Below are 22,004 nucleotides of genomic sequence, written 5' to 3'. Positions count from 1 at the left end.
TGAAATGATGAAAGAACAATTGGAAACACGCATGAAGGAATTGAAGGCAGAACTCGAATCCGGCCGGCAGATGATGCAGGAGCTGGACGAGAAACGCAGTAATCTGGGCTATGCTATGACACGGATTAGCGGGGCTATCCAGGTGCTGGAGGAATTGGCAGCCGGGGAAGAAGAGGCCGTTCAAGCCTGAAACAAGCTGTAACTATGAAAGCCGGGAGGAGTGGGATTGTGCCAAAGGATATGAAACGCATGAATTATTTCAACGGGCTGCTGCTGAAGGAAGAGGACTTAACGCTGGATCAGAATTATCATAAGCGTGTACGCGGTCTGCACAACCGTTATTTTCATAATTGGGGAGTCGTCACAGGACTGAAGGTCAACCCCAAAGAGCTGACCAAAGTTGAGATTGATCCGGGCCTGGCCCTGAACCGAGTCACAGATCCTGACAACAATGAAGAGATCAGCCAAGAGATTCTGGTCAGTGACACCCATCCGGCACGGGTGCTGGATCTGTCCGGATACAGCACCTCAGATCAGATCTATATTTCAGTCAGCTATAAGGAAGAACTGGCGGACCCTGATCTGCTCAAGGGGGGCGGGCATGAGATTCATGTGTGGGAAATCGCGGATATCAAATCCAGCTCCCTGAAGCCTGAGGATGTGCGCAAGGACGTCTTATTGGCACGTGTGACGCTGAAGCATAATCAGGACGGAGCGCTTAGCATCGACCAGATCTATGAGACGGATGTGGATGGAACGCCGCTGGTGACCAGAGCCGTGGGCGGCGAGACACTGAAGGCGAACAAAATCATTCTCGGATCGAAGGAGGACCCGAACCAGCCATTCCTGAGCAACTCGGTGGCAGAGGATGGTACAGAGGGGAATAAGCTGAATGTTCATGCAGGTTTGACTGAATTTACGGGCAATCTGAGAACAGGTGCGATCAGTACCTACGGGACCCTGGGAGTAACTGGAGAGCTATCTGTCACTGCTGGCAGTGAGCAAGTGTTCAAGGTCAACGAATCCGGGGACGTGGATATGACGGGTTCCGTTGCTATCGCAGGGCCCTTGTCCGCGAAAAGCGGAATTGAAGTCAGCGGAGGCATGGCAGTACTGGATGTGCCTCAGGTCATGATCGGCGGCAATATGGTGACGATCAACAAAAATGCCAGTGAGAAAAACAGCAGCGGTATCGAAATCGTCCGGAAGGATCAGCCCAGCGCCAAGCTGCTGTGGGATGAAAAGACCAACGGATGGATGATGGGTACCGACGAGAAAGAAGGGGACCCGGCCAGCGGCATGTATCGCGTCGCTTATGGCGAAGAGTGGGAGCAACTGCATGACGGCTCCATGGCGGATAGCCTGCATACCCACAGCCAGCTGAATTCGGCGGATGGAAAGCCGGTTCTGCGTACCGACAAGGCGGGGAATATCCAGATTGATCAGACCTTGACCGTATCCGGAAGTCTTGTGTCCAAACAGGATGGACTGGAAGTGTTCCGGGGTGAAACACTGCCTAATGCCAAAATTGCCTGGAATGAGGCGGCCAAATCCTGGCAGATCGGAACGGCTAACGGGGATATGACCAATATCCCTGACGGGAAACAGTGGGAAGAGCTGACTGGCGGCAACAGCAATGCGGATGCTCTTCATACCCACAGACAATTTCATAATGAGGACAAGAGCCTGTTGGCTCTGGAAATTGGTGCGGACGGGAATGTGAATATCCCGCATGAGTTAATGGTTGGCGAGACGCTTACGGTCAATAAGCTGATCGTCAGAGAAGAAGAGGTCGTTATCAAAAAAGTCGAGCAGGAAGTGACAGACAGCTTCCTCACTGTGAATAAGGCAGAGAATGATACGGCACTCGGCAGCAAGGGCGGCCTGGACGTGTACCGGGGCAGCCAGAATCCGAAGGCCCGGATGGAATGGAACGAGACTGACCGTAAATGGAAGATCGGAATCGAAGGCAGTCTGTCTGACATTCCTTATGGAAACAAGTGGGATTCCTTGACAAACGGTTCTCTGGCCGACACTGCCCACAAGCACAGCTCCCTAAGCACTCCTTCAGGCGGGACTGTACTGTCTGCGAATGAACAGGGGAAGCTGTCGGCTTCCGGAAATGTGGAGATTGCGGGTACGCTGCTGAGCAAAGGCAGTGCAAATCTGAATGCCGACCTGAATGTGGGCGGTTCTGCTACCATCGAGGGGAACCTTACGGTAAAGGGGAAGACTACCTATGTCAATAAAGAAGATATAGTTGTGGTCAGTAACCGGATTGAGCTGAACAAATTCGAAGGCAACAGCTCCGCCTTGAAGCAGAGCAGCATTGAAGTCTACCGGGGCAAGCTGAAACCGAGCGCCAAGCTGGTCTGGAGTGAGACGGACGGCAGATGGAAGCTGGGCCTCGGAGATGAGCTGTCCAATATTGCTTACGGCAGCAATTGGGATGCGCTGACCGGAGGTGTGAGTTCGGATGCGGACGGCCTGCACCGGCACAATTCGCTCAGTGACAGCGAGGGGAACACTGCGATCCAGGCAACCGCTGATGGCGATATTGAAATTGCGAACAGTGCGGAAGTGCAAGGAACACTTACTGTCAACAACGGTGCGGATATCAGCGGCGGCCTGGCGGTGGAGGGCTTGCTTACGGTGGACGGCAACCTGATTGTCAAAGGAAGCACCACAACAGTAGAGCGTAAAGATTTGGTCGTTACCAATAATGTAATCGAGATTAACAAGTTCGAAGGGGCTACCCCTCCTGCGAACGAAAGTGGTATAGAGGTCTACCGGGGGGAATCCCAGCCCGCAGCCAGAATTATCTGGAATGAAAGTGAGCGGAAATGGAAGGTTGGCACCGGCAGTGCTCTGGAAAATATCGCAAGCGGCAGCTCATGGGACAAGCTGACGCAAATGGCAAGTGCGGATTCCCTGCATATCCACAGTCAGCTGTACAATCCGCAGACCGATATTTTGGCGCTTAGCGCAAGTGCCGGTGGCGATGTGGATATTCATCATGACCTGACGGTCGGCAGCAATCTTACGGTGGCCGGAGATCTGGAGATCCGGGGGACTTCTGCCAGTATTAACACGGATGAACTGGAGATCGGTAGTCCATGGATCACGATTAATCAGGATGGTGACAATGTCTCTTCCCTTTCCGGAGGAGGACTGGAGATCTATCGCGGCGTGAACGAGCCTGTAGCCTCCATCTCCTGGAATGAGGATAAGGATCAGTGGCAGCTTGCAACTCCAACAGAACCCTCCGCACTCGTTGTGGATACATCCGGCAATGTGAATGCAGCCGGCGGGTTGAATGCAGCTAATGCCAAAATCCTGGGCACCCTGACCGCAGCCAGTGCCGCTATTGCCGGAACGGTGACCGTAGGTGACGGGCTTGAAGTCCTCCAGGGAACGGAGACCAGCGCACAGATCAAATGGGCGAAGGACCGCTGGAAGCTGGGGACGGCAGGCAAGACAGTACTCAGCCTGACCCGCAGCGGAAAAATGGGTGTGGGTACGGATAATCCTACTGAAGTGTTGGACGTGGCCGGCAAGGCCATCTTCCGCACGGAAGCAGAAATTGCCGGAGCAGCAACCTTTTCCGGTAAAGTCACTGCACAAAATGAAGCCACCTTCGAAGGTAAAGCTACATTTAACAAAGCAGTCAGTGCCGTGGATGTTGCAGTAAGCAATAACGCTGTGGTAGCCGGAAGCGTTGTGGCTGGCGGCTTTGAGGCCCCGCGCGGGCTGGACAGCAACGGTAAAGCCTTGCCGAATGCGCGGATCGTCTGGAATAACGTGCAGAAGGCCTGGTTCTATGGTGACGGAGATACGCTCTCTGAATTCGGCACAGGCAAAGGCGGGCAGAACAAGCTCTATAACGCACTTGGTGATACGATTGCCCTATTTGCGGATTCCGAAGGGAAGGTGGGGATCGGAACCAACACCCCGCTAGCACTGCTGGATGTCAAGATTAAGGGCGGGAACACAGCTTTCAGTGTAACCGGATCCGGGAATGTCGGAATCGGGACCTATACTCCCAAAGTGAAGCTTGATGTACAAGGCGACACAGCGATTACAGGTAACCTTACTACTACAGGAACTCTTACTACAGGAAATCTAACTGCAGCAAATGCGGTCATCTCCAAGGATTTGACTGTCACAGGCAATCTAACCGTGAATGGGGATACGGTGACCCTCAATACTGCTACGCTTGAAGTGGAAGACAATATAATCAGGGTGAACAAATATACACCGCAGAACACTCCGATTGTGACAAATGCCGGTCTGGAGGTCTTCCGCGGCGGAACTGCGCTCCCTGCCCAGCTTCTGTGGGATGAGACTGCCGATCAGTGGCTGGCCGGTCTCTCCAATTCGCTGAAGGCTATTGAATTCAAAGGTCATACCCATCCGGAGTTTTCCGACTTATCGGGAGCATTTACTGTAGATTCCGGTAATGTCGGGATCGGTACTGCGACACCAGCGGCCAAGCTGGATGTCAATGGCAATGTGGCGGTTTCCGGCAAACTGAACGTTGTGGACTCTACTGTCAGTGGTATTTTAACTGCCAAGGATGCAGCACTGACCGGAACGGCTACATTAAAAGACGTAACGGTAAGCGGCGGATTCACTGCCAAGGATGCAAATCTCAGTGGTTCATTGACCGCCAAGGATGCTTCAATCAGCGGCAGCCTTATGCTCAGCCAGGGTATCGAAGTCGGGCGGGGAACAGATGCGAAAGCTCAGATTCTATGGAACGAAGCTTTGGATGAATGGCAGATAGGGATAGCTGGCAGCTTGAAGCAGCTTTCATACAGCGGTCATACCCATCAGGAGCTGACGGATTTGACTGGAGTGCTCAAAATTGCCTCCGGAAATCTCGGGATTGGTACTGCAACACCAGCGGCCAAGCTGGATGTGAATGGCAATGCGGCTGTCTCCGGCAAATTGACTGTCGCTGAAGCCGGCATCAGCGGTATATTAACCACTAAGGATGCGACAGTGAGTGGCATTTTGACCGCAAAAGATGCCACGGTTAGCGGCGCTTTGACCGTTAAGGATGCAACAGTCAGCGGCATATTCACTACAGCCAATGCATCGGTTACCGGTAATTTAGCAGCCAAAGACGCAGCCATTAGCGGTATCCTATCCGCTAAGGATGCATCCGTCAGCGGCAACCTTACGCTCAGCCAGGGCATTGAAGTCGGCCGTGAAACAGACGCGAAAGCCCAGATTCTATGGAACGAAACTCTGGATGAATGGCAGGTGGGCATAGCCGGCAGTCTGAAACAGCTCTCTTACAGCGGTCACACGCATCAAGAGCTTACAGATCTGACGGGTGTGCTGAAGATCGCTTCCGGAAATATCGGAATCGGCACTGCAGCACCAACTGCAAAGCTGGATGTGAACGGCAATGTGGCAGTTACCGGTAAGCTCTTGGCAAGTGATGCCGAACTAAGCGGGAAGCTGACTGCGAAGGACGCTTCACTCACAGGCAAGCTAAGTGTGAAAGATGCTGAGATCAGCGGAAGTCTGACAGTTAGCCAAGGCATCGAAGTCACCCGCGGAACGGATAAGAAAGCCCGGATTATCTGGGACACGTCAAACAATGTATGGCAGGCAGGAATTGAAGACAATCTGCAGACCCTCGTCTGCAAAGATGCCGTTTATGACGAGCTTACCCAGTTAGCCGGTGCGGTAACGCTTGACTCCAAAAACAATATAGGGATCGGTAAAACCCCAACCGATGATTATAAGCTGGATGTGGAAGGAAACTTGCGGGCGACTAATTTCGCGCAGACCTCTTCCAGAACCTTCAAAGAGAACATCACCAGCCTTCCGGTGAAAAAAGCTTTGGAGCTGCTGAATAAGCTGAAGCCCGTTACCTTCAACTATAAAGCGGAGAATTCCAAGAAACAGAACATCGGCTTCATCGCTGAGGACGTACCACAGATTTTCTCTACCGCTGATCACAAGTCAGTAGTTCTGATGGATATCATCGGTGTGCTTACTACTGTTGTGCAGAAGCAACAAAAGGAAGCCCAGGACATGCGGAAACAAGTTAATGAACTTCAGGTTCAGGTTGCTGCCCTAGCAGGTGCATGATGCGATAGGTATTTAGATCAGAGATAGACCAGCTCCTTCAGTCATAGCGCTGTGGGGGCTGGTTTTTTTCATTAATCTCGAAAATTTGATAACATATTAGAGTGTACAACTGAGCGGAAGAAGTGCATGAATTGGGCGTACGAAGGCTAAATGGTGAAATGAGAATCTGCTACAGCCCACTCTGTTCGTATCAAAAGTTTACAAGGAGGGATAACGTGGATGGCATTACTCCGAAAGAAGCAACGTTAAAGGCGAATCACCGCCCTCAAGATACCATTACGGCGGGTCGCCGTCATACCGTCCTGCTTCAATCTGACGGTAAGGTCATGGCTGTGGGGGATAATAAATATGGCCAATGTAATGTGAGCAGCTGGAGCGATATGGTGGCTGTAGCGGCAGGTAATGTACATATGGCAACGAACACGGGGAATGCTCACACTATCGGTCTGAGATCAGACGGTACTGTGGCGGCTGTAGGTTGGAACAGGCATGGCCAATGCGATGTGACCGGCTGGCGTGATATTGTAGCGGTTGCGGCGGGATGGTGTCGTACCCTTGGGGTTAAATTTGATGGCACGGTGGTAGCTGTGGGCCGAAATAATGAAGGTGAATGCAATGTAAGCGGCTGGCATGATATAGTGGCGGCCGCGGCGGGTGACTGGCACACCATCGGTCTTCAACAAGATGGCACGGTGATGGCTTTAGGTAATAATCGGTTCCGCCAATGCGATGTAGGCGTCTGGGGCGATATGGTGGCGGTTGCGGCGGGTTATCTGCATACCATCGGTCTTCAATCGGACGGTACGGTGATGGCCGCGGGTATGAATAAACATGATCAATGCGAGGTGAGCGGCTGGAGCGGTATTGTAGCGGTCGCGGCGGGTAGTAATCATACCATCGGGCTTAAACATGACGGCACGGTGGTAGCTGTAGGTTGGAATGAGTATGGCCAATGTAATGTTAGTGAATGGCGTGATGTTGTGGCGGTCGCGGCGGGTTGTGCTCACACCATCGGCCTGAAATCAGACGGTACGGTGATTGCTGTGGGTGATAATGAATATGGCCAGTGCGATGTAAGCGGCTGGCACGGCATTCAGCAGACCAGCAATTAGTCTGAACTAGATCTTCTATATAATTTCTCATGAGCGAATTTGCCCATGGACTGTGATTTCGCAAAATAAGGTGTAAAATAGTCAGAAGATGAACACTGCAGGAGGAACATGAATGTCAAAAGAATATCCGCGTACGTATATTGAGAGTATTAAGCTGGAGCTGTTGAGCAGGTTAGGTCTGAAGCAGGTCTACTACAAGGGGCAGGCAGGTGATGATTTGCTCTATGAAGCCACGGGTTTTGACAATAAGTCACAGCATAAATTCTGCGTCAGAACCAAAACCGGGACCATCGATGAGTTCGTTGCCGGCAAATGGATGAAGGTCCGCAGCTTTGAAATCAAGAGTAAGCAACAATAGCAGAGGGATTTTAACACTTTGATACTATAAAACAAGCCGCCAAACTCTCCCTGGGCTAAGCGGCTTGTTTTACTGTAATCTACATCGAGAAGTCGTTGCCCAGATATACATTCGGCGCAGTTAGATAAAGCTCCCGGACCACCACGTTTTGCGGCTGCTGCAATGCGTAGACTACCGCTCTCGCAATATCATCACCACTCAAAAATGTCGGTCCCATCGTGCCGCCGATTCGGGCAATCAGCTCTTCCGGCAGATGCTCTCCCTGATTGAATTCCACCTCCATCCCCCGGCCGGGTTCTGATCATGCGGGGCTTTTTGCTATGCAGTGAATACCCATAACCCAGCGTCAAACAAAGGAGTGACAATTGAAAATGTTATTATAGACAGTTGTTAAGGGAAGGGTGAACAGATTGGAACTTCGCGTAGGTAAAACAACAGTACAATCGCTATGGATGATATGGGAAAAAGTGTTTGCGATGGGTTCACATTTTCGCGGAGCGGGGACGTCTCATTTTGGTATCTGCAGTGTGATGCTCAAAAAACACAGAGGCCAGGCTATCGTATGTGCGGATTCTACAGTTATTCACGATGGGGAATGGGTAGGTGAGCTCCACCTTGATAATGGAAGCATCCTGAAGCTGATCCAGTCGGAAGGCTCAGACCGTGCTGCGCTGCGTACGGCAAGGCTGCTGCGTCAATCCATGAGCCAGATCAATGAAGCCTTTGAATCCCAGTCAGAGTTCAGACAGGTCAAGGCTTTACTGGGAATTACGCTGCTACACCGGGGACTTACACATGGACTGGGCTTCGAACAGCAGGTTATGCAGCCTGGAGTTTTTAGACGGATGACTACGATTTATCTGCGTCTTCTTCTCTCTGCACTGCACCCGGATGGAAAGAACAGAATCCGTCGGCGCACCGATAAGCTAGTCCCTATGCTGCTGATTCATTCTCGTTCATCCCTCAAAAACCGTTTCTCTCGCGGAGAGTAACTGTCAGTCTAAATAGATTTCGGATGAAGGAGGAAGCTATGCTCATTTATCTTGGAATTGGAATGGTCAGCATTATAGTAATGTACATGTTAGCTCCTAGTCTGATTACAAGGCTGACGGGATACGGCGTACTGCGCCAAGGAACGACTCCCAAGCAGGTCGCTTTTACATTCGATGACGGTCCGCATCCGGAATACACGCCAAGGCTGCTGGATCTTCTCAAGCTCCATCAAGTAAAAGCCACTTTTTTCGTGCTTGGTGCACAGGCGGAGCTATATCCCGAGCTGATCAGAAGAATGGATGCGGAGGGCCATCAGATTGGTATTCATAACTATATTCATACTTCCAATTGGCTGATGCTGCCGGGAACCATCCGGCGTGGGCATCTGGAGCGGACCGCAGATATTGTGGAGTCTATCATCGGAACCCGGCCCAATCATTACCGTCCGCCTTGGGGACTCATTAATGTGTTCGATTTCTTGCGGCTCAGGCAGTACCGGATTGTGCTATGGTCGCTAATGGGACATGATTGGAGCCGTCAGAGATGTCAGACCTCCCTGCGCTCCACATTGTTAGACCGGATGAAGGACGGATCGATTATTCTACTGCATGACAGCGGGGATACACTGGGGGCGGACGGAAATGCTCCTCATTATATGATACAGGCACTGGAGGATGTACTGCTGCAATTGAAGAGCAGGAATCTGACATGTGTGCGGCTGGATGAAATGGCTTGAATAATTTGAATTTCTATAGTTAAAAAATGATAGACACAAATTTGTGAAATTTATCACGTTGTATTTATTAAAATTTTAATATATAATATGAATATATCATAAATAGGGGGAATTATTGTGAAGATAGTAAAAGGATTGTTGGTTGCAGGCGTAGCGGCAGCATTGTTGTCGGGTTGTGGAAATAATAATAACGATACAGCAAAAGAAGCGGCTAGCGCATCACCAGCTGCAAGTGCAGCGGCAACTGAACAGACTGATGCAAAAAGCACGGCATCCATCGTTAACCAAGCAGATGCTTTTACCAAAGCAGTTAGTTCAGAAGGTAACTGGATCGTAGCTATTCTGAATGATCTGACTGTTGACACTGATGTTGTTGTTGCCGGTGAATTCCACGATAAAGGCGCTGCCGAAAATGCAATCTACCGTAAACTGGCTCTGTATGCACAGGATGCAGACCACAAAATCACTGCCAGCTATACGCTGACTGCCCCTAAGGTCACTGTTCAAAGTGAAAACTTCAAAGTGCAAGGCGGAACGATCAAAGGTGACGTTTATGTAGAAGCCAAAGGATTCACTCTTGATAAAACAGCAACTATTGACGGCAACCTGTACTTTAAAAGCGATGATCTGAAAACAAGTGCTGTCCTTGATGGTAAAGTAACTGGCGAAACAGCCGTTAAATAATTGAATTTCTTAAGTCATAGCTATCATAATGTTCTATAGAAAAGCCTATAGACCGGCCCTAACCAGGGTTCGTGTTCTACAGGCTTTTTTTTGTTCTTATTTGTATCCATAATAGGGTATACAGTAGTCATATGAATATACACCTTCATATACAATGCCTATAGTATTTTATTGCAATGCTCTAAAGGGAACACACCCGTCAATATGGTGCACGAACTGTCGGAATCGGGTCCTGAAATACTGTTATTCTGGGTTTGAGGGAAGGAGGCAGAAGCATGAACTTACTGGAGAACATGAATGATGCGTTATCCTACATTGAAGATCATCTTACAGATGAGATTAATTTTAAAGAAGTTGCCAGAAGGGCATTATGCTCCGAATATCACTTCAAGCGGATGTTTTCATTCCTTGCGGGGGTATCACTCTCGGAGTATATTCGCCGCAGACGCCTTACACTGGCCGCATTCGAGCTTCAGAAAAGCCAACTGCGGATCATCGACGTGGCTATAAATGCTGGTTACAGTTCACCGGATGCTTTCACGAAAGCGTTCCAGCTTTTTCATGGTGTGACTCCATCTGAAGCGCGAGCGGGTGGTTCATCGCTGAAGTCCTTCCCCCGAATGACTTTTCAGTTGACGATCAGAGGAGGCAGTGAAATGAATTACCGTATGGAGGAAAAAAAGGCCTTTCGTATCGTCGGGCTGAAGAAGAGGATTACCATTCAATTTAATGGTGTCAATCCGGAGATTGCCGAAATGTGGCAGAGTCTGAACATGCAGATGATTACCGAGCTGAAGCAGCTGTCGAACACCGATCCAGCCGGGATCATCTGTGCATCGGTGAATTTCTCTGAGGGCCGCATGGAAGAAAAGGGAGAACTGGATCATTACATTGGGGTTGCTACGACGCTGGAAGGTCCGGAGCATTATGCTCAGCTAGAGGTTCCGGCTTCCACATGGGCAGTATTTGAAGCGGTTGGGCCGTTCCCGGATACCCTCCAGAATATATGGGGCCGGATTTATTCCGAATGGTTCCCTTCTTCTAATTACGAGCTGGTGGAAGGGCCGGAAATCTTGTGGAATGAGAGCAAAGACACGGCTTCGGCCACGTATAGAAGTGAAATATGGATACCTGTTCAAGTATCAATTGAAAAGTGAGGTGTTATAAAATTGGTTCAAGTTAAGGAAATACTGGGCAACCAGTTGCTCGCGAATGCAAATGACCCAAGCTGGTATGTGACCTTCACAGAATCCGTGCAAGGCTTGAGTGAAGAAGAGGCTGTATGGAAGCCGGACGAAGACAGCAACAGCATTGCTGAGCTGGTTCAGCATCTGCTGTATTGGAATCAGACCTGGCAGTCCCGGTACCGGGAAGCCAGTGTTCATGCCGTACCCTCTGTGGAGAGCAACAATCTTACATTTGAGCTTCCACAGGGTATCTCTTTTGAACAGCTTCAAACGAGTTTACTGGAGGTGTTGCTGAATTGGCAGAGCCTGTTAACCGATGCTCAGCTCGCAGAAGACGTAAAGGAATTCCCCGGCAGCCAGTGGTGGGAAGTTATTGGAAATGTAACCACCCATAATGCTTATCATATCGGGCAGATCGTATTGATCCGCAAGCTGCAGAAGAGCTGGAGACGGTGCAGGGAATAGATGAGCAGACATTAACAGCCAGAGAGTGGAGTACACCCGGAAAACACTAACCCGAAGGGATAATTAACCTGACGGGTTAGTGTTTTTTATTAATATCATTGAGTCATTTTGTCCGTATATACATAAGTATGATTCGCAAAATGTTATAATAAGGAAAAATCGCTTAAAAAGGTGGCGATAAGACCATGAGAATGATATTGCCCAGAGAAATGCTGATAGTGGCATTGTGTTTGGTGTTTCTTGTACTGCAATCTCTTGTGATTCGGATAATCCTTTAACTTCAGGGCAAGCGGAAGCATTGATTTTGGCGGATAAGAAGTTATCTGCTACAAGCGAAATGACCTCACATTTGATCGATATCACTCCACTTGACATTTGGGAGCAGACGGGGCGTCAGCTTTTTAAAAATGTAGAAGGGACTTCGAGCTGGGATACCTTTGCCGTCTCAGCTGGGAGTGCAGTACAGATCGGTATGGGTTTCGGCGGATTTGGGGTAACCAGCGCTGTCCCATATGATGTTAATAAAGACGGTACAGTGGATATAGTCTATGCGTATTCCTTTGGCTCAGGTCTTCACCGCTCGGTTATTGCGTGGCTGGACCTGGAGAATTCCACCGAGCATATTGTTACAAATAAACCTGCCGATATGGCATTCCGCCAGTATGATCTGATCCTCAAATTGAAGAAAAAGCAGATTGAAGTTTACCGTATTCATGGAATCGACACGAGCAAAACCAGTATGGATGTATTACGTACATACCCTGCTCCTAGTGATATTGAGAATATGACTCTAGTAAAAGAAGGGCACCTGGTGTGGGAGAATGGTGAAATGTTCAACATTAATAATTAATGGTTAGGGGGATTATTTTGTTTCATCCTGTAAGCCTTATAATACCGCTGATGATAATGTTGCCCAATCTGCTGTTTATCAGATTTGGGTCTCAGAACATGCCTAGTGTCCCTCCCAGGAATTTACTTTTGTCCGATGCCGAATTCGTTGGGCGTATAGGTGTGATAGCCGTTCCACTTTTCTATTCCCTGCATTTGCAGAATGGATATGAGATCCTGGCGCTGATAGTGATGCTGTTCTCGCTGGGCATGTACTATTTGGGATGGGGAAGATATTTCAGGAATGGAAGACCGTACAGCCTGCTGTTCACACCGCTTATGGGTGTTCCTGTGCCTCTGGCGCTAAGTCCGGTCCTCTACTTCCTGTTCGCTTCAGTGATTCTTCACTCAGGATATCTGCTCATCTTCAGTATTATTCTAGGAGCGGGGCACATTCCCGCCAGTTTCATTGAGTATAAACGGAATGCTTAAGCTCTTTACGGTTAACGCTACATATACTCTCCAAACAGCTGAACCAGTATAGCCCTGTTCACGCCAAGCTTGCCTTGCCAGCCCGCCCAGGGCATTTCCATATCGGAACGGCCTTTGGTATTGTTCAATTCCTGCTCACCGTTCAAGATCTCTTCAATCTTCGCAAAGTGGTTGGGGGCTAGCGGCAGGATAGTGTTCGGCAGCACACCGACCATGGCAAGAGACTGCAGAATGCCGCGGCGTGTGCCAGAGGTTCCTTTGAGCAGCTTGGACGAAGTCAGATGTTTCTCGAATTGGCCGGGCGTTAGTTCATCTGCCGCTGCTTCAAGCATTTGTATGAGCTGGTTGAAGAGCTGAATATCTTCGCGGGTCGGGACACCGAATCCACGTTCAAGCAGATCAATTAATTCCGTCAGATCCGTATAGGCTCCTACATTGCTGCCGTAGGTGTTACCCAAATGAATAGCGTATCTGATCCGGGACAGGTTCTCCCATTGATCCTTATGGAACCCGCAGTACTTGCAGCACACAAAGCGTTGGGCTTGTTCATACTCATGCTCCTGCATATGGATCATCCGGTGATAGCTCATGAGGGAAGAAATGCCTCTGGGGAAACTCCCGCCAACCCCCGCAATAAAAGCTCCCGCGATCCGCGACCAGTCTGCACGTTCGTCTGATTGCAGAGCCATCAGTTTCCGGTTGATATCTTCATGTGTTATTTCATGTATGTCATTGGTCTCCCACCCGGACTGCTCCAGCAGCTTGCGCTCAGCAGGCTCCAGGGTATCCGTTCGGTACAAGCTAACCCCGCGTTCCGCATCGTATTCGGAATTCGTATGATGATAGAGTTTCTTAAGTACAGCAAGTATTTTCTTGTCCATTAAACAAGGTCCTCTCTGCGCGGATATTTGTCTGCTTTTTTGACTACTGGATAAGATGAACTGTAGTTACGATTAAGCCCCATATGGAAATCTCAAGTTCAACTTAGCATAGATTTGCTTTAGACGAACAGGAATGTTTTACAAAATAGCTTTGAGAATGATAACTTTTTGCCACTTTTTAGGCAGGAGAATAGTATATGGTTAAGAGTATCAGGAACATATAAGGAGGATTAGCGATGCGTCGAGGACTTATTTTGAAAAAAGAGCCTTGGTATGCGCTATTGATAATGTTGTTGTTATCAGTAATGTCTGTAGCTGGAATAAGTGAGGGCAGCAGTTCCAAGCTCAAACCGGGTACGGTTTATACACGGAACTCGGCAGGGGAACAGGTCATTGCATATAACGCTGGTCATTCGTATTCGCTCGATAAGGACGGTCACGTGATTATTTCTTACAGCAACGGGAAATCGAAGGTAAAGGCCCCTCTGACCCTGATTCCGGGCTATCGTGAAGACTCGGGAATGTCCGAAGATGAAACGGGTTTTTTTATTTCCATCGACAAGACAGCTATTACTTATGGAGGTTCCAGAGGAACTCCGGTTCAGGTGCTGATCTCCAATGACCAGGGGAAAACATGGAATACCTATCCAGTGACCAGAGAACTCATCGGTACAACCAAAAACATCGGATTCCTTACCAAAAATGAAGGCTGGTTAGTTCTCAGCAGATTTAATGGTATGGGCAGCGAAAATCATTATATCTACAAGACGCGGGATGGCGGGAAATCCTGGAGTGAAGTGAAAGGGAACGCGAATACTGTATACGCAAGAGTATTAACCGGAGCAGGCTTTGCCAATGACAAGATCGGTTTTATGGGGTTCAGATATGAAACAGACTTCCAACCGGCCATATGCTGGACACAGGACGGAGGGGAAAGCTGGACCAAGCTCCATATCAAGCTACCCGATGGTTTTGCAGATTATAGCTTGACGCCGCTGTCTCCAGTATTCGATGGGGCAACAGGACAATTCCCTATACAACTCAGTAAGGATGGAGCGAGTAATGTAGTCGGTACGGTCTATTTGACTAGCCAAAATTATGGGAAGACGTGGAAGTATAATAAAGTCGTATTTCGTTAAAAAGCACTCCAAAGAACCCCGCCTCGAGTTCACGAAGCGGGGTTCACTTTTATTTATCCTCGTCTACAACTTCCCGGTCGGGTAATTGTGTGACATAGCTGTCTGACAGGTGCAGCAGCTCAAGTGCACGATTGAATTCATCTTCTGTGGCTTTCAGCGGCTGATGGCCATTACCGGATAAAGTATAATGCTGGCCGTCCTCAAACCCGCTGCCGGAGAGGAAGAGTTCTTCATTATTAACGAAGGAGCCTGTCGGTAAATAATAACGCTGCGGAAGCAGATTATAGGTGGATTGATTCAAGAGATCCTGTCCAAAATGGATATGATTGCTTAGTGATACGCCTAACAGATTGGATACCGTAGGCAAAATATCAACCTGACCGCCTAATTGCTCCTTCACGCTGGGCGATGTCAATCCTGTCGATGCAATGATGAGCGGAATATTTATCAAATCTCGTTCCGTATACTCGTGATTGAGAATTTCGGCGAGCAAGGCTTGATCGGCTTCCTTCAATGAGAAAATAGGAAGTCCCCGATGATCGCCATACAACACAATTAAGCTGTTACCCCAAACTCCATTGGCTTTGAGTTCGTCAATGAACTGGCCAAGCGCATAGTCCGCGTAATTCTGGGCACGGATATAATCTCCAACGAGTGTTCCTTCGAACCGTTCCGGGAGTGTCATCTTGTATTTGCTCTCTGGAATGGAAAAAGGATTATGAGAAGACATGGAGATTACATGTGAATAGAAAGGCTGGCTGCTCTGGTCCATTCTCGCCAATTCATCGGATGTCTTCTTGTACAGAACTTCATCAGAAGCCCCGTAGAAGACAGTGTCATCTTCACCGAAGAAGGCTTTGTCATAATAACGGTCAAATCCTACTGCCTTGTACAGCTCCCCGCGGTTCCAAAAGTCAACTTCATTGGTATGAAAAGTTGCCGTATCGTACCCTTGTGCCTGCAGCAGCTTGGGCAAGCTTGGGAGCTCCTTGGGAGCATATATGTCGGTAGCCGCTCCATCCGGTGGAACATAAAAAGAAGTGTTCACTATGAATTCAGCATCAGAAGTATTGCCTTGACCGACTTGCTGGTAGAAGCGGGGGAAGTAAAAGTTCCCGGCAGCCAGCTTGTTCATATTGGGTGTGATTTCTTGTCCATCGATGGATAAGTTAATCAGGAAATTCTGGAAAGATTCCATCTGAAGAATGATCAGGTTCTTTCCTTTGGCGGCACCGAACAAGGCGGGTTTTGCCGGTTCTTGAATGCCTTTTGTGTCATTGATAGCGGATTGCGTGATTTTGGATAGCTCAATCTGCTCTTCCTCATGCTCTCCCAGCAGCGCGTAGGCTTCATAATTGAGAATTCCCATTTGCTCGGCTTGAACGTTTTCATTCATGCTGGCCTGATTCGGGAAAATATTCATCATACACATTGCGAAGGAAATACAGAACAAGGCGGCAACAGCTTTGCGGTTGCTCCGGCGTGACATGGCTGTCTTCCAGGCTACTGCTTTTTTGCGGCTGAACATGACCAGGCTGATGATAATGATATCCAGGAAAATAAGCATGTACTGCGGGTGGATCACTGAGAAAATACTCTTTTTCACAGCTCCAACCTGCTTGGCCTGACCGAACACCTTAGAGGTAGCGATAATCCCAAAATGATTATGATAGATAATCAGAGAGAAGAATAAGACCGTAATCAACAAATTCACAAGCATGTAGATAGCTATTTTCCGTTTCGTGGCGAACCATTCGATCAAACAGAAGATTAGCAGCACAAAAGGAAGTTCTTTAAATAAGGTAGTCCAGGTGGGTCCGTCTTCGAATAAGTAATACCAGGCAAAATAGCTTTTGGCGAGCATGATCAGTGAGAAAAATATAATTGATCTTTTGCTGAGTGTGCGTGGCTCTTTCAACCGCATTTCATATGCGCATCCTTTTCTATATAATTAGTCCATTCTATTACATAGCAGGTTTCAAAATCAACTAGAGTGATAACCTGGTTTTACAAAATATGTGACTATTATTCGATAAAAATAATGGCTGAAGCAACCGGAGAATGGTGGACGTAACCCAACCCACAGGTTCTATGTTAAAATAACCCTGGATTCTATCTATGAGCCTGCACAGATTTGAAATGAGGTGTCTCTATTGTTCAAAATAATGCTCATTGAAGACGATATCACTCTTTTCGGGGAGATTAAGGAGCGGTTGTCTCAGTGGTCTTATGAGGTATACGGTATTTCCGATTTCGGAAAAGTCATTCAGGAGTTTACGGAGGTCCAGCCTGAACTGGTCATTATTGATATCCAGCTGCCGCAGTTTGACGGGTTTCACTGGTGCCGGATCATAAGGGCCCATTCCAATGTGCCTATTATTTTTCTGTCCTCCCGCGACCATCCGAGTGATATGGTGATGTCGATGCAGTTCGGAGCTGATGACTTTATACAGAAGCCGTTCCATTTCGATGTGCTTATCGCCAAAATCCAGGCCACCTTGCGCCGGGTGTACAACTACAACACGGAACGGATCGAGCTTAAGACTTGGCGCGGAGCAACCATTGAATATGTGAAGAACACTGTCACAAAAGACCAAGACTCAGCACTGCTAACGAAGAATGAAATGCTGATCCTCAAAATATTGATAGAGTGCAAAGACCGGATTGTAAAGCGCGAGGAGCTCATAAAAAACCTGTGGGACAACGAGCATTTTGTGAGTGACAATACGCTTACTGTGAATGTGAACCGGCTGCGAAAAAAACTGGAGCCTCTGGGTCTGGATGCGTATATTGAAACCAAAGTCGGACAAGGCTACATGGCAACCGAAGAGGCGGCCTTATGATCAGGAAGTACATAAAAGAAAAGCTCAGCTGGCTGCTCCTGCTTGGCGGGTTGCAGATTATCTTTTTATTCGTGGCCTATGTTGATTCTTCCATACCCTTCATGCCCATATTGTACATCGTCGGATTGAATGTAATGGTATGTACTATTTTTGTGTTTCTCAGATATTCTAAGGAGACCCGCTTCTATCATCGGATTGGGGACTGGGATGAGATTTATGATCTAAGCACTTTCAAGGGAGCCGACAGTCCGTTCGAAAGGATTGTGGAGGAAGCCGTGAATGCCCAAACCGAACGCTACCGGCTGGAATCTTCAGCGAATTTCCAACAGCTGGAACAGGAGAAGGACGACCTGCTGTCATGGATTCATGAGGTCAAAACTCCGCTTACAGCCATGCAGTTAATGATCGAACGGCTGCCGGATGAAACACTGAAACGGCAAATCATGTACGAATGGCTGAGAATCAATCATTTGCTCGACCAGCAGCTTCATCAGAAACGGATTCCGTTCATGCATAATGATCTGTATATCGAGATGACCCGGCTTGAACCGATCCTCCATAAGGAGATCCGGGCGCTGAAATCCTGGTGTATTCCCAAAGGAGTAGGGTTTGACGTTGAACTTACAGCGGAAGAAGTGCTCACTGACAGCAAATGGCTTGGTTTTATACTTAGACAGCTGCTGACCAATGCTGTGAAATACAGCGAATTCTCTGATATCCTCATTCAGAGCAGGGAAACGGAGGGTCATGTTGTGCTGACCATCACGGATCATGGAAGAGGAATTGACCCCAAAGACTTGCCTCGTATTTATGATAAAGGCTTCACATCCACGACCGGACGCCAAGAAGGTGCGGCTACAGGCATGGGCCTCTATTTGACGAAACAGGCAGCGGGACCGCTGCTGATCGATATTCAGGCAGCATCCCAACCCGGGGAGGGCACTTCCTTTACATTGACCTTTCCGCGCAAAAATGACTTTCTGAGTATTGCGGGCATGTGACAACAATGTCACATGCCTCTTTGTTTTGTTCGTCAAAACGCAGGAAAACAGAACGCAACCCGCTTATGATAGAAATGTAGAGATCAGACATAGTGCAACATCAGAAGATCAAGGGAGTTTTGATCTTATCATTTGAAGAGATCTGACATAGTACAACATCAGAAGATCAAGGGGGGTTTTGATCTTAAATCTTTTGATCTTAAATCTTTTGATCTTAAATCTTTTGATCTTAATCTCTACTTCGTATCCAGGTCACGCCGCAGTTAAGCGTGTCCCGCAGGGACGGCAAGCGATCCTACTCCCCACACCTCTAAGTCCCGCCTGCCTGAACACCCACGCTAATTGCACTTAGACGGGTGTCCAGAGGGCAGAGCCCTTGGGGCCCTCCCTTGGCTAAGGGAGGGTTTGGGAGGGATCGAAATAATTCAGGGATCGAAATAATTTAGGGATCGGAATGTAATTCTATTTTAAGGAGTGCGAAGAACGTGCTGATATTGGAAGCGAACAAAATTTATAAGACATACGGTAACAAATTCAACAAACAGGAAGTGCTGAAAGGGATTGATCTTCAAGTCAGTAAAGGCGAATTCGTCGGCATTATGGGGGCATCCGGTTCTGGCAAAACCACACTGCTGAATGTCCTTTCCTCTATTGACCGGGTAAGTCAAGGAACGATTGAAATTGAGGGCAAGGAGTTTACGGGCATGAAGGAGAAACAGCTGGCCGAATTCCGCAAGCAGCATCTGGGATTCATTTTTCAGGAATATAACCTGCTCGACACCCTGACGGTCAAAGAAAACGTGATGCTTCCGCTCACGATCACCGGGATCTCGAAGAAAGAAGCCCATCAGAAGTTTGAACAGGTGGCCGGTGAACTGGGGATCTACGAATTGAAAGATAAATACCCGGCGGAAATCTCCGGCGGACAGAAGCAGCGGACATCAGCAGCACGGGCGTTTATACATGATCCGAGCATTATTTTTGCAGATGAGCCGACAGGTGCGCTTGATTCCAAATCTGCCTCAGATCTGCTGAACAAGCTTGCCGATATGAATACGAAGCGCCAGGCCACCATTGTAATGGTTACCCATGATGCTGTTGCCGCAAGTTACTGCAGCCGGGTAGTGTTCATACGTGACGGGCAGATTTATACTCAACTGAACAAAGGGGAAGAAGCACGGCAGTCCTTTTTCAACGATATCATCAAGACTACGAGTGTACTAGGTGGTGTTCAGCAATGAGCCTGAACTACATCATCCTGCGCAATCTGCGAAAAAACATTAGGAACTATTACCTTTACGTCTTCGCACTGATCTTCGGTGTGGCGCTGTATTTCTCTTTTGTTACGCTTCAGTATGACCCGTCCATGGATGAAGTTGCCGGTACAGTTAAAGGAGGGGCAGCCATTGGTACATCTTCGGTGCTGCTGGTAGCTATTGTCGCTATTTTTCTGCTGTATGCAAATACGATCTTCATTAAGCGCCGCAGCCGCGAGATCGGGCTGTTTCAATTGATTGGACTAACAAAGGGCAAAATCTTCAAGCTGTTAAGTGCAGAGAATCTGATCCTGTATTTCGGGTCCATGATCCTGGGGATTGGTGCCGGGTTTGCGGTATCGCGGCTGATTTTGATGATCTTATTCAAAATTTTGGCGATTGAGACGGTAGCGAAGCTACGTTTTTCACATGAGGCGCTGCAGCATACCGTGGTCGTCTTTGCCGCGATTTATGTGCTCATCATGCTGATGAATTACATATTTATTAAAGGGCAGAGCATTCTCTCACTCTTCAAAGTTACTTCCACTGCACAGGAGCGTATCCGAAAGATACCGCTATGGGAGATTATCCTGGGCCTGCTGGGCATTGGTTTTATTGCAACAGGGTATTATTTATCATCCTTGCTCTTCATGGGTGAAATAAACGACATGACAGAACTGATGATTTCGATGATCCTTATCCTGGGTCTGGTCATAATCGGCACGTATCTATTCTATAAAGGGTCCGTCAGCTTTGTGTTCAACGCCATCCGCAAGAGTAAGCAGGGTTACCTCTCCATCAATGAGGTGCTCTCACTCTCATCCATTATGTTCCGGATGAAGTCCAATGCGCTGCTCCTGACAATTATCACCACGGTATCCGCGCTGGCTATCGGTCTGTTGTCTCTCAGCTATATTTCATATTATTCGGCTGAAGCCACTGCCAAAGAAAGTTCGCCGAACGATTATGGGTTTGCTGGGGTAGAAGTCAAAGAGAAATTTGTGGAGGCACTGGACCGTGCGCAAATTAAATATAGAGAAATCCATATGCAGCCAATCATGATGGAAGTGGATGCCTCGCAAATTATGGAGAAGGGGTCTAGTGACACGATCCTTACCACTTCTGTAATCAGTGACATCAGCGTTGAGGGTGTAGATGTAAAACCCGGTGAATCCATGATCTTGGGATACAGCAATGCTATTGAAAGTCTCGTGTCCCTGCGTGAAACCGGCGAGATTGGCTTTAAGACCTTGAATGGAACGATGAAGCAGCGGCTTATAGGAATATCCAAAGCATCGGTTTTGCCTTTCTATTACAGCGGAGGAGCCGGAGTGTTTGTAGTCGACGAGACGGTCTACCAGAAGCTGGCGGAGGTCCTGAATCCCAAGCTGCAGAGAGACAAGAAAAAGTCAGAATACTATGGTGTTGAACTTGCGAGCCGTTCGCAGGTAGACGCAGCCTATCAAATATATGTGGAACAGAAACCCGAAGCGCCGAGCATTTCACAGCATGAATACGAACTGAACCAGCGGAGCAATATGGGGCTTATCATGTTTATTGTCGGATTCCTTGGGTTGACGTTCCTGATTACCTCCGGCTGTATTCTATATTTCAAGCAAATGGATGAAGGGGAGGAGGAAAAAGCCGGTTATACCATTCTGCGGAAACTAGGTTTTACCCAAGGTGATCTCTTACGCGGTATCCAGTTCAAGCAGTTGTTCAACTTTGGCATCCCGCTGGTCGTTGGTCTCAGCCATAGCTATTTTGCCGTCAAATCCGGCTGGTTCTTCTTCGGCACGGAAATGCTCACACCCATGATCTTGGTTATGCTCCTGTACACGGCGCTATATTCTATTTTTGGCTTCCTGTCGGTGCTGTATTATAAAAGAGTGATTGGAGAGTCGTTGTGACCCAATGAACA

19 protein-coding genes are annotated in these 22,004 nt (G+C 48.3%); 16 read left to right on the top strand and 3 right to left on the bottom strand.

The window, feature by feature from the left end; genetic code table 11:
- Positions 1-7 precede the first annotated feature (7 nt).
- From AC0MA3_RS23225 to AC0MA3_RS23210, 4 genes are all read left to right on the top strand, one after another.
- Positions 8-190, top strand: a complete 183-nt coding sequence (locus tag AC0MA3_RS23225) for a hypothetical protein (protein ID WP_379150969.1) — start codon at positions 8-10, stop codon at positions 188-190.
- A gap of 38 nt (positions 191-228) precedes the next feature.
- Complete coding sequence (locus tag AC0MA3_RS23220) at positions 229-6,108, top strand: tail fiber domain-containing protein (protein WP_474657986.1); 5,880 nt, start codon at positions 229-231, stop codon at positions 6,106-6,108.
- A 215-nt stretch (positions 6,109-6,323) separates the two neighbouring features.
- A complete protein-coding gene (locus AC0MA3_RS23215; RefSeq protein ID WP_379150975.1) occupies positions 6,324-7,220 on the top strand; it encodes an RCC1 domain-containing protein in 897 nt (298 codons plus the stop codon).
- A gap of 112 nt (positions 7,221-7,332) precedes the next feature.
- On the top strand, positions 7,333-7,578 hold the full coding sequence (locus tag AC0MA3_RS23210; protein WP_379150978.1) for a hypothetical protein: 246 nt from the start codon (positions 7,333-7,335) through the stop codon (positions 7,576-7,578).
- A gap of 79 nt (positions 7,579-7,657) precedes the next feature.
- Here AC0MA3_RS23210 and AC0MA3_RS23205 read toward each other — a convergent pair whose 3' ends face one another.
- The gene (locus AC0MA3_RS23205) at positions 7,658-7,855 is read right to left on the bottom strand and encodes a hypothetical protein (RefSeq protein WP_379150981.1); all 198 of its coding nucleotides are present in this window, start codon (positions 7,853-7,855) and stop codon (positions 7,658-7,660) included.
- 133 nt (positions 7,856-7,988) lie between these two features.
- On the opposite strand from AC0MA3_RS23205, the gene AC0MA3_RS23200 reads away from it, so the two are divergent.
- From AC0MA3_RS23200 to AC0MA3_RS23170, 7 genes are all read left to right on the top strand, one after another.
- Positions 7,989-8,570, top strand: a complete 582-nt coding sequence (locus AC0MA3_RS23200) for a YkoP family protein (protein ID WP_379154072.1) — start codon at positions 7,989-7,991, stop codon at positions 8,568-8,570.
- A gap of 38 nt (positions 8,571-8,608) precedes the next feature.
- A complete protein-coding gene (locus AC0MA3_RS23195; protein ID WP_379150984.1) occupies positions 8,609-9,307 on the top strand; it encodes a polysaccharide deacetylase family protein in 699 nt (232 codons plus the stop codon).
- 117 nt (positions 9,308-9,424) lie between these two features.
- A complete protein-coding gene (locus tag AC0MA3_RS23190) occupies positions 9,425-9,991 on the top strand; it encodes a hypothetical protein (RefSeq protein WP_379150987.1) in 567 nt (188 codons plus the stop codon).
- A gap of 275 nt (positions 9,992-10,266) precedes the next feature.
- Entirely contained in the window at positions 10,267-11,148 is an 882-nt protein-coding gene (locus AC0MA3_RS23185; protein WP_379150990.1) for an AraC family transcriptional regulator, read from the top strand.
- Between the two features lie 12 nt (positions 11,149-11,160).
- Positions 11,161-11,643 (top strand): DinB family protein, encoded by a 483-nt coding sequence (locus tag AC0MA3_RS23180; protein WP_474657985.1) that lies wholly within the window; start codon positions 11,161-11,163, stop codon positions 11,641-11,643.
- A gap of 304 nt (positions 11,644-11,947) precedes the next feature.
- Positions 11,948-12,493 (top strand): hypothetical protein, encoded by a 546-nt coding sequence (locus AC0MA3_RS23175; RefSeq protein ID WP_474657984.1) that lies wholly within the window; start codon positions 11,948-11,950, stop codon positions 12,491-12,493.
- Positions 12,494-12,621: 128 nt separating this feature from the next.
- Positions 12,622-12,963: a hypothetical protein gene (locus AC0MA3_RS23170; protein WP_474657983.1), complete on the top strand. Its 342-nt coding sequence runs from the start codon at positions 12,622-12,624 to the stop codon at positions 12,961-12,963.
- 17 nt (positions 12,964-12,980) lie between these two features.
- On the opposite strand, the gene AC0MA3_RS23165 is transcribed toward AC0MA3_RS23170, so the two are convergent.
- Entirely contained in the window at positions 12,981-13,844 is an 864-nt protein-coding gene (locus tag AC0MA3_RS23165) for a hypothetical protein (RefSeq protein ID WP_474657982.1), read from the bottom strand.
- A 236-nt stretch (positions 13,845-14,080) separates the two neighbouring features.
- On the opposite strand from AC0MA3_RS23165, the gene AC0MA3_RS23160 reads away from it, so the two are divergent.
- Positions 14,081-14,983, top strand: a complete 903-nt coding sequence (locus AC0MA3_RS23160) for a WD40/YVTN/BNR-like repeat-containing protein (RefSeq protein ID WP_474657981.1) — start codon at positions 14,081-14,083, stop codon at positions 14,981-14,983.
- A 49-nt stretch (positions 14,984-15,032) separates the two neighbouring features.
- Here the strand turns inward: AC0MA3_RS23160 and AC0MA3_RS23155 are convergent, their stop codons facing one another.
- Positions 15,033-16,907: an LTA synthase family protein gene (locus tag AC0MA3_RS23155; RefSeq protein WP_474657980.1), complete on the bottom strand. Its 1,875-nt coding sequence runs from the start codon at positions 16,905-16,907 to the stop codon at positions 15,033-15,035.
- Positions 16,908-17,136: 229 nt separating this feature from the next.
- Between AC0MA3_RS23155 and AC0MA3_RS23150 the strand changes: the two genes are divergently transcribed.
- The 4 genes from AC0MA3_RS23150 (at position 17,137) to AC0MA3_RS23135 (ending at position 21,993) form a co-directional block, all read left to right on the top strand.
- Entirely contained in the window at positions 17,137-17,826 is a 690-nt protein-coding gene (locus AC0MA3_RS23150) for a response regulator transcription factor (RefSeq protein ID WP_379151012.1), read from the top strand.
- Positions 17,823-18,827 (top strand): sensor histidine kinase, encoded by a 1,005-nt coding sequence (locus tag AC0MA3_RS23145; protein WP_474657979.1) that lies wholly within the window; start codon positions 17,823-17,825, stop codon positions 18,825-18,827. The genes AC0MA3_RS23150 and AC0MA3_RS23145 overlap by 4 nt, the downstream gene beginning before the upstream one ends.
- A 485-nt stretch (positions 18,828-19,312) precedes the next feature.
- Positions 19,313-20,068, top strand: coding sequence for an ABC transporter ATP-binding protein (locus AC0MA3_RS23140; protein ID WP_379151019.1), 756 nt, complete (start codon positions 19,313-19,315; stop codon positions 20,066-20,068).
- Positions 20,065-21,993 carry an FtsX-like permease family protein gene (locus AC0MA3_RS23135; RefSeq protein ID WP_474657978.1) on the top strand — a complete coding sequence of 643 codons (1,929 nt, stop codon included), beginning with the start codon at positions 20,065-20,067 and terminating at the stop codon, positions 21,991-21,993. Before AC0MA3_RS23140 ends, AC0MA3_RS23135 begins: the two co-directional genes overlap by 4 nt.
- The last annotated feature ends 11 nt before the right edge of the window (positions 21,994-22,004 follow it).

The organism is Paenibacillus sp. LS-5, from assembly GCF_056121505.1.
Note: the sequence above shows the minus strand (reverse complement) of the source record. Positions and strands in the feature narration are given on the sequence as shown.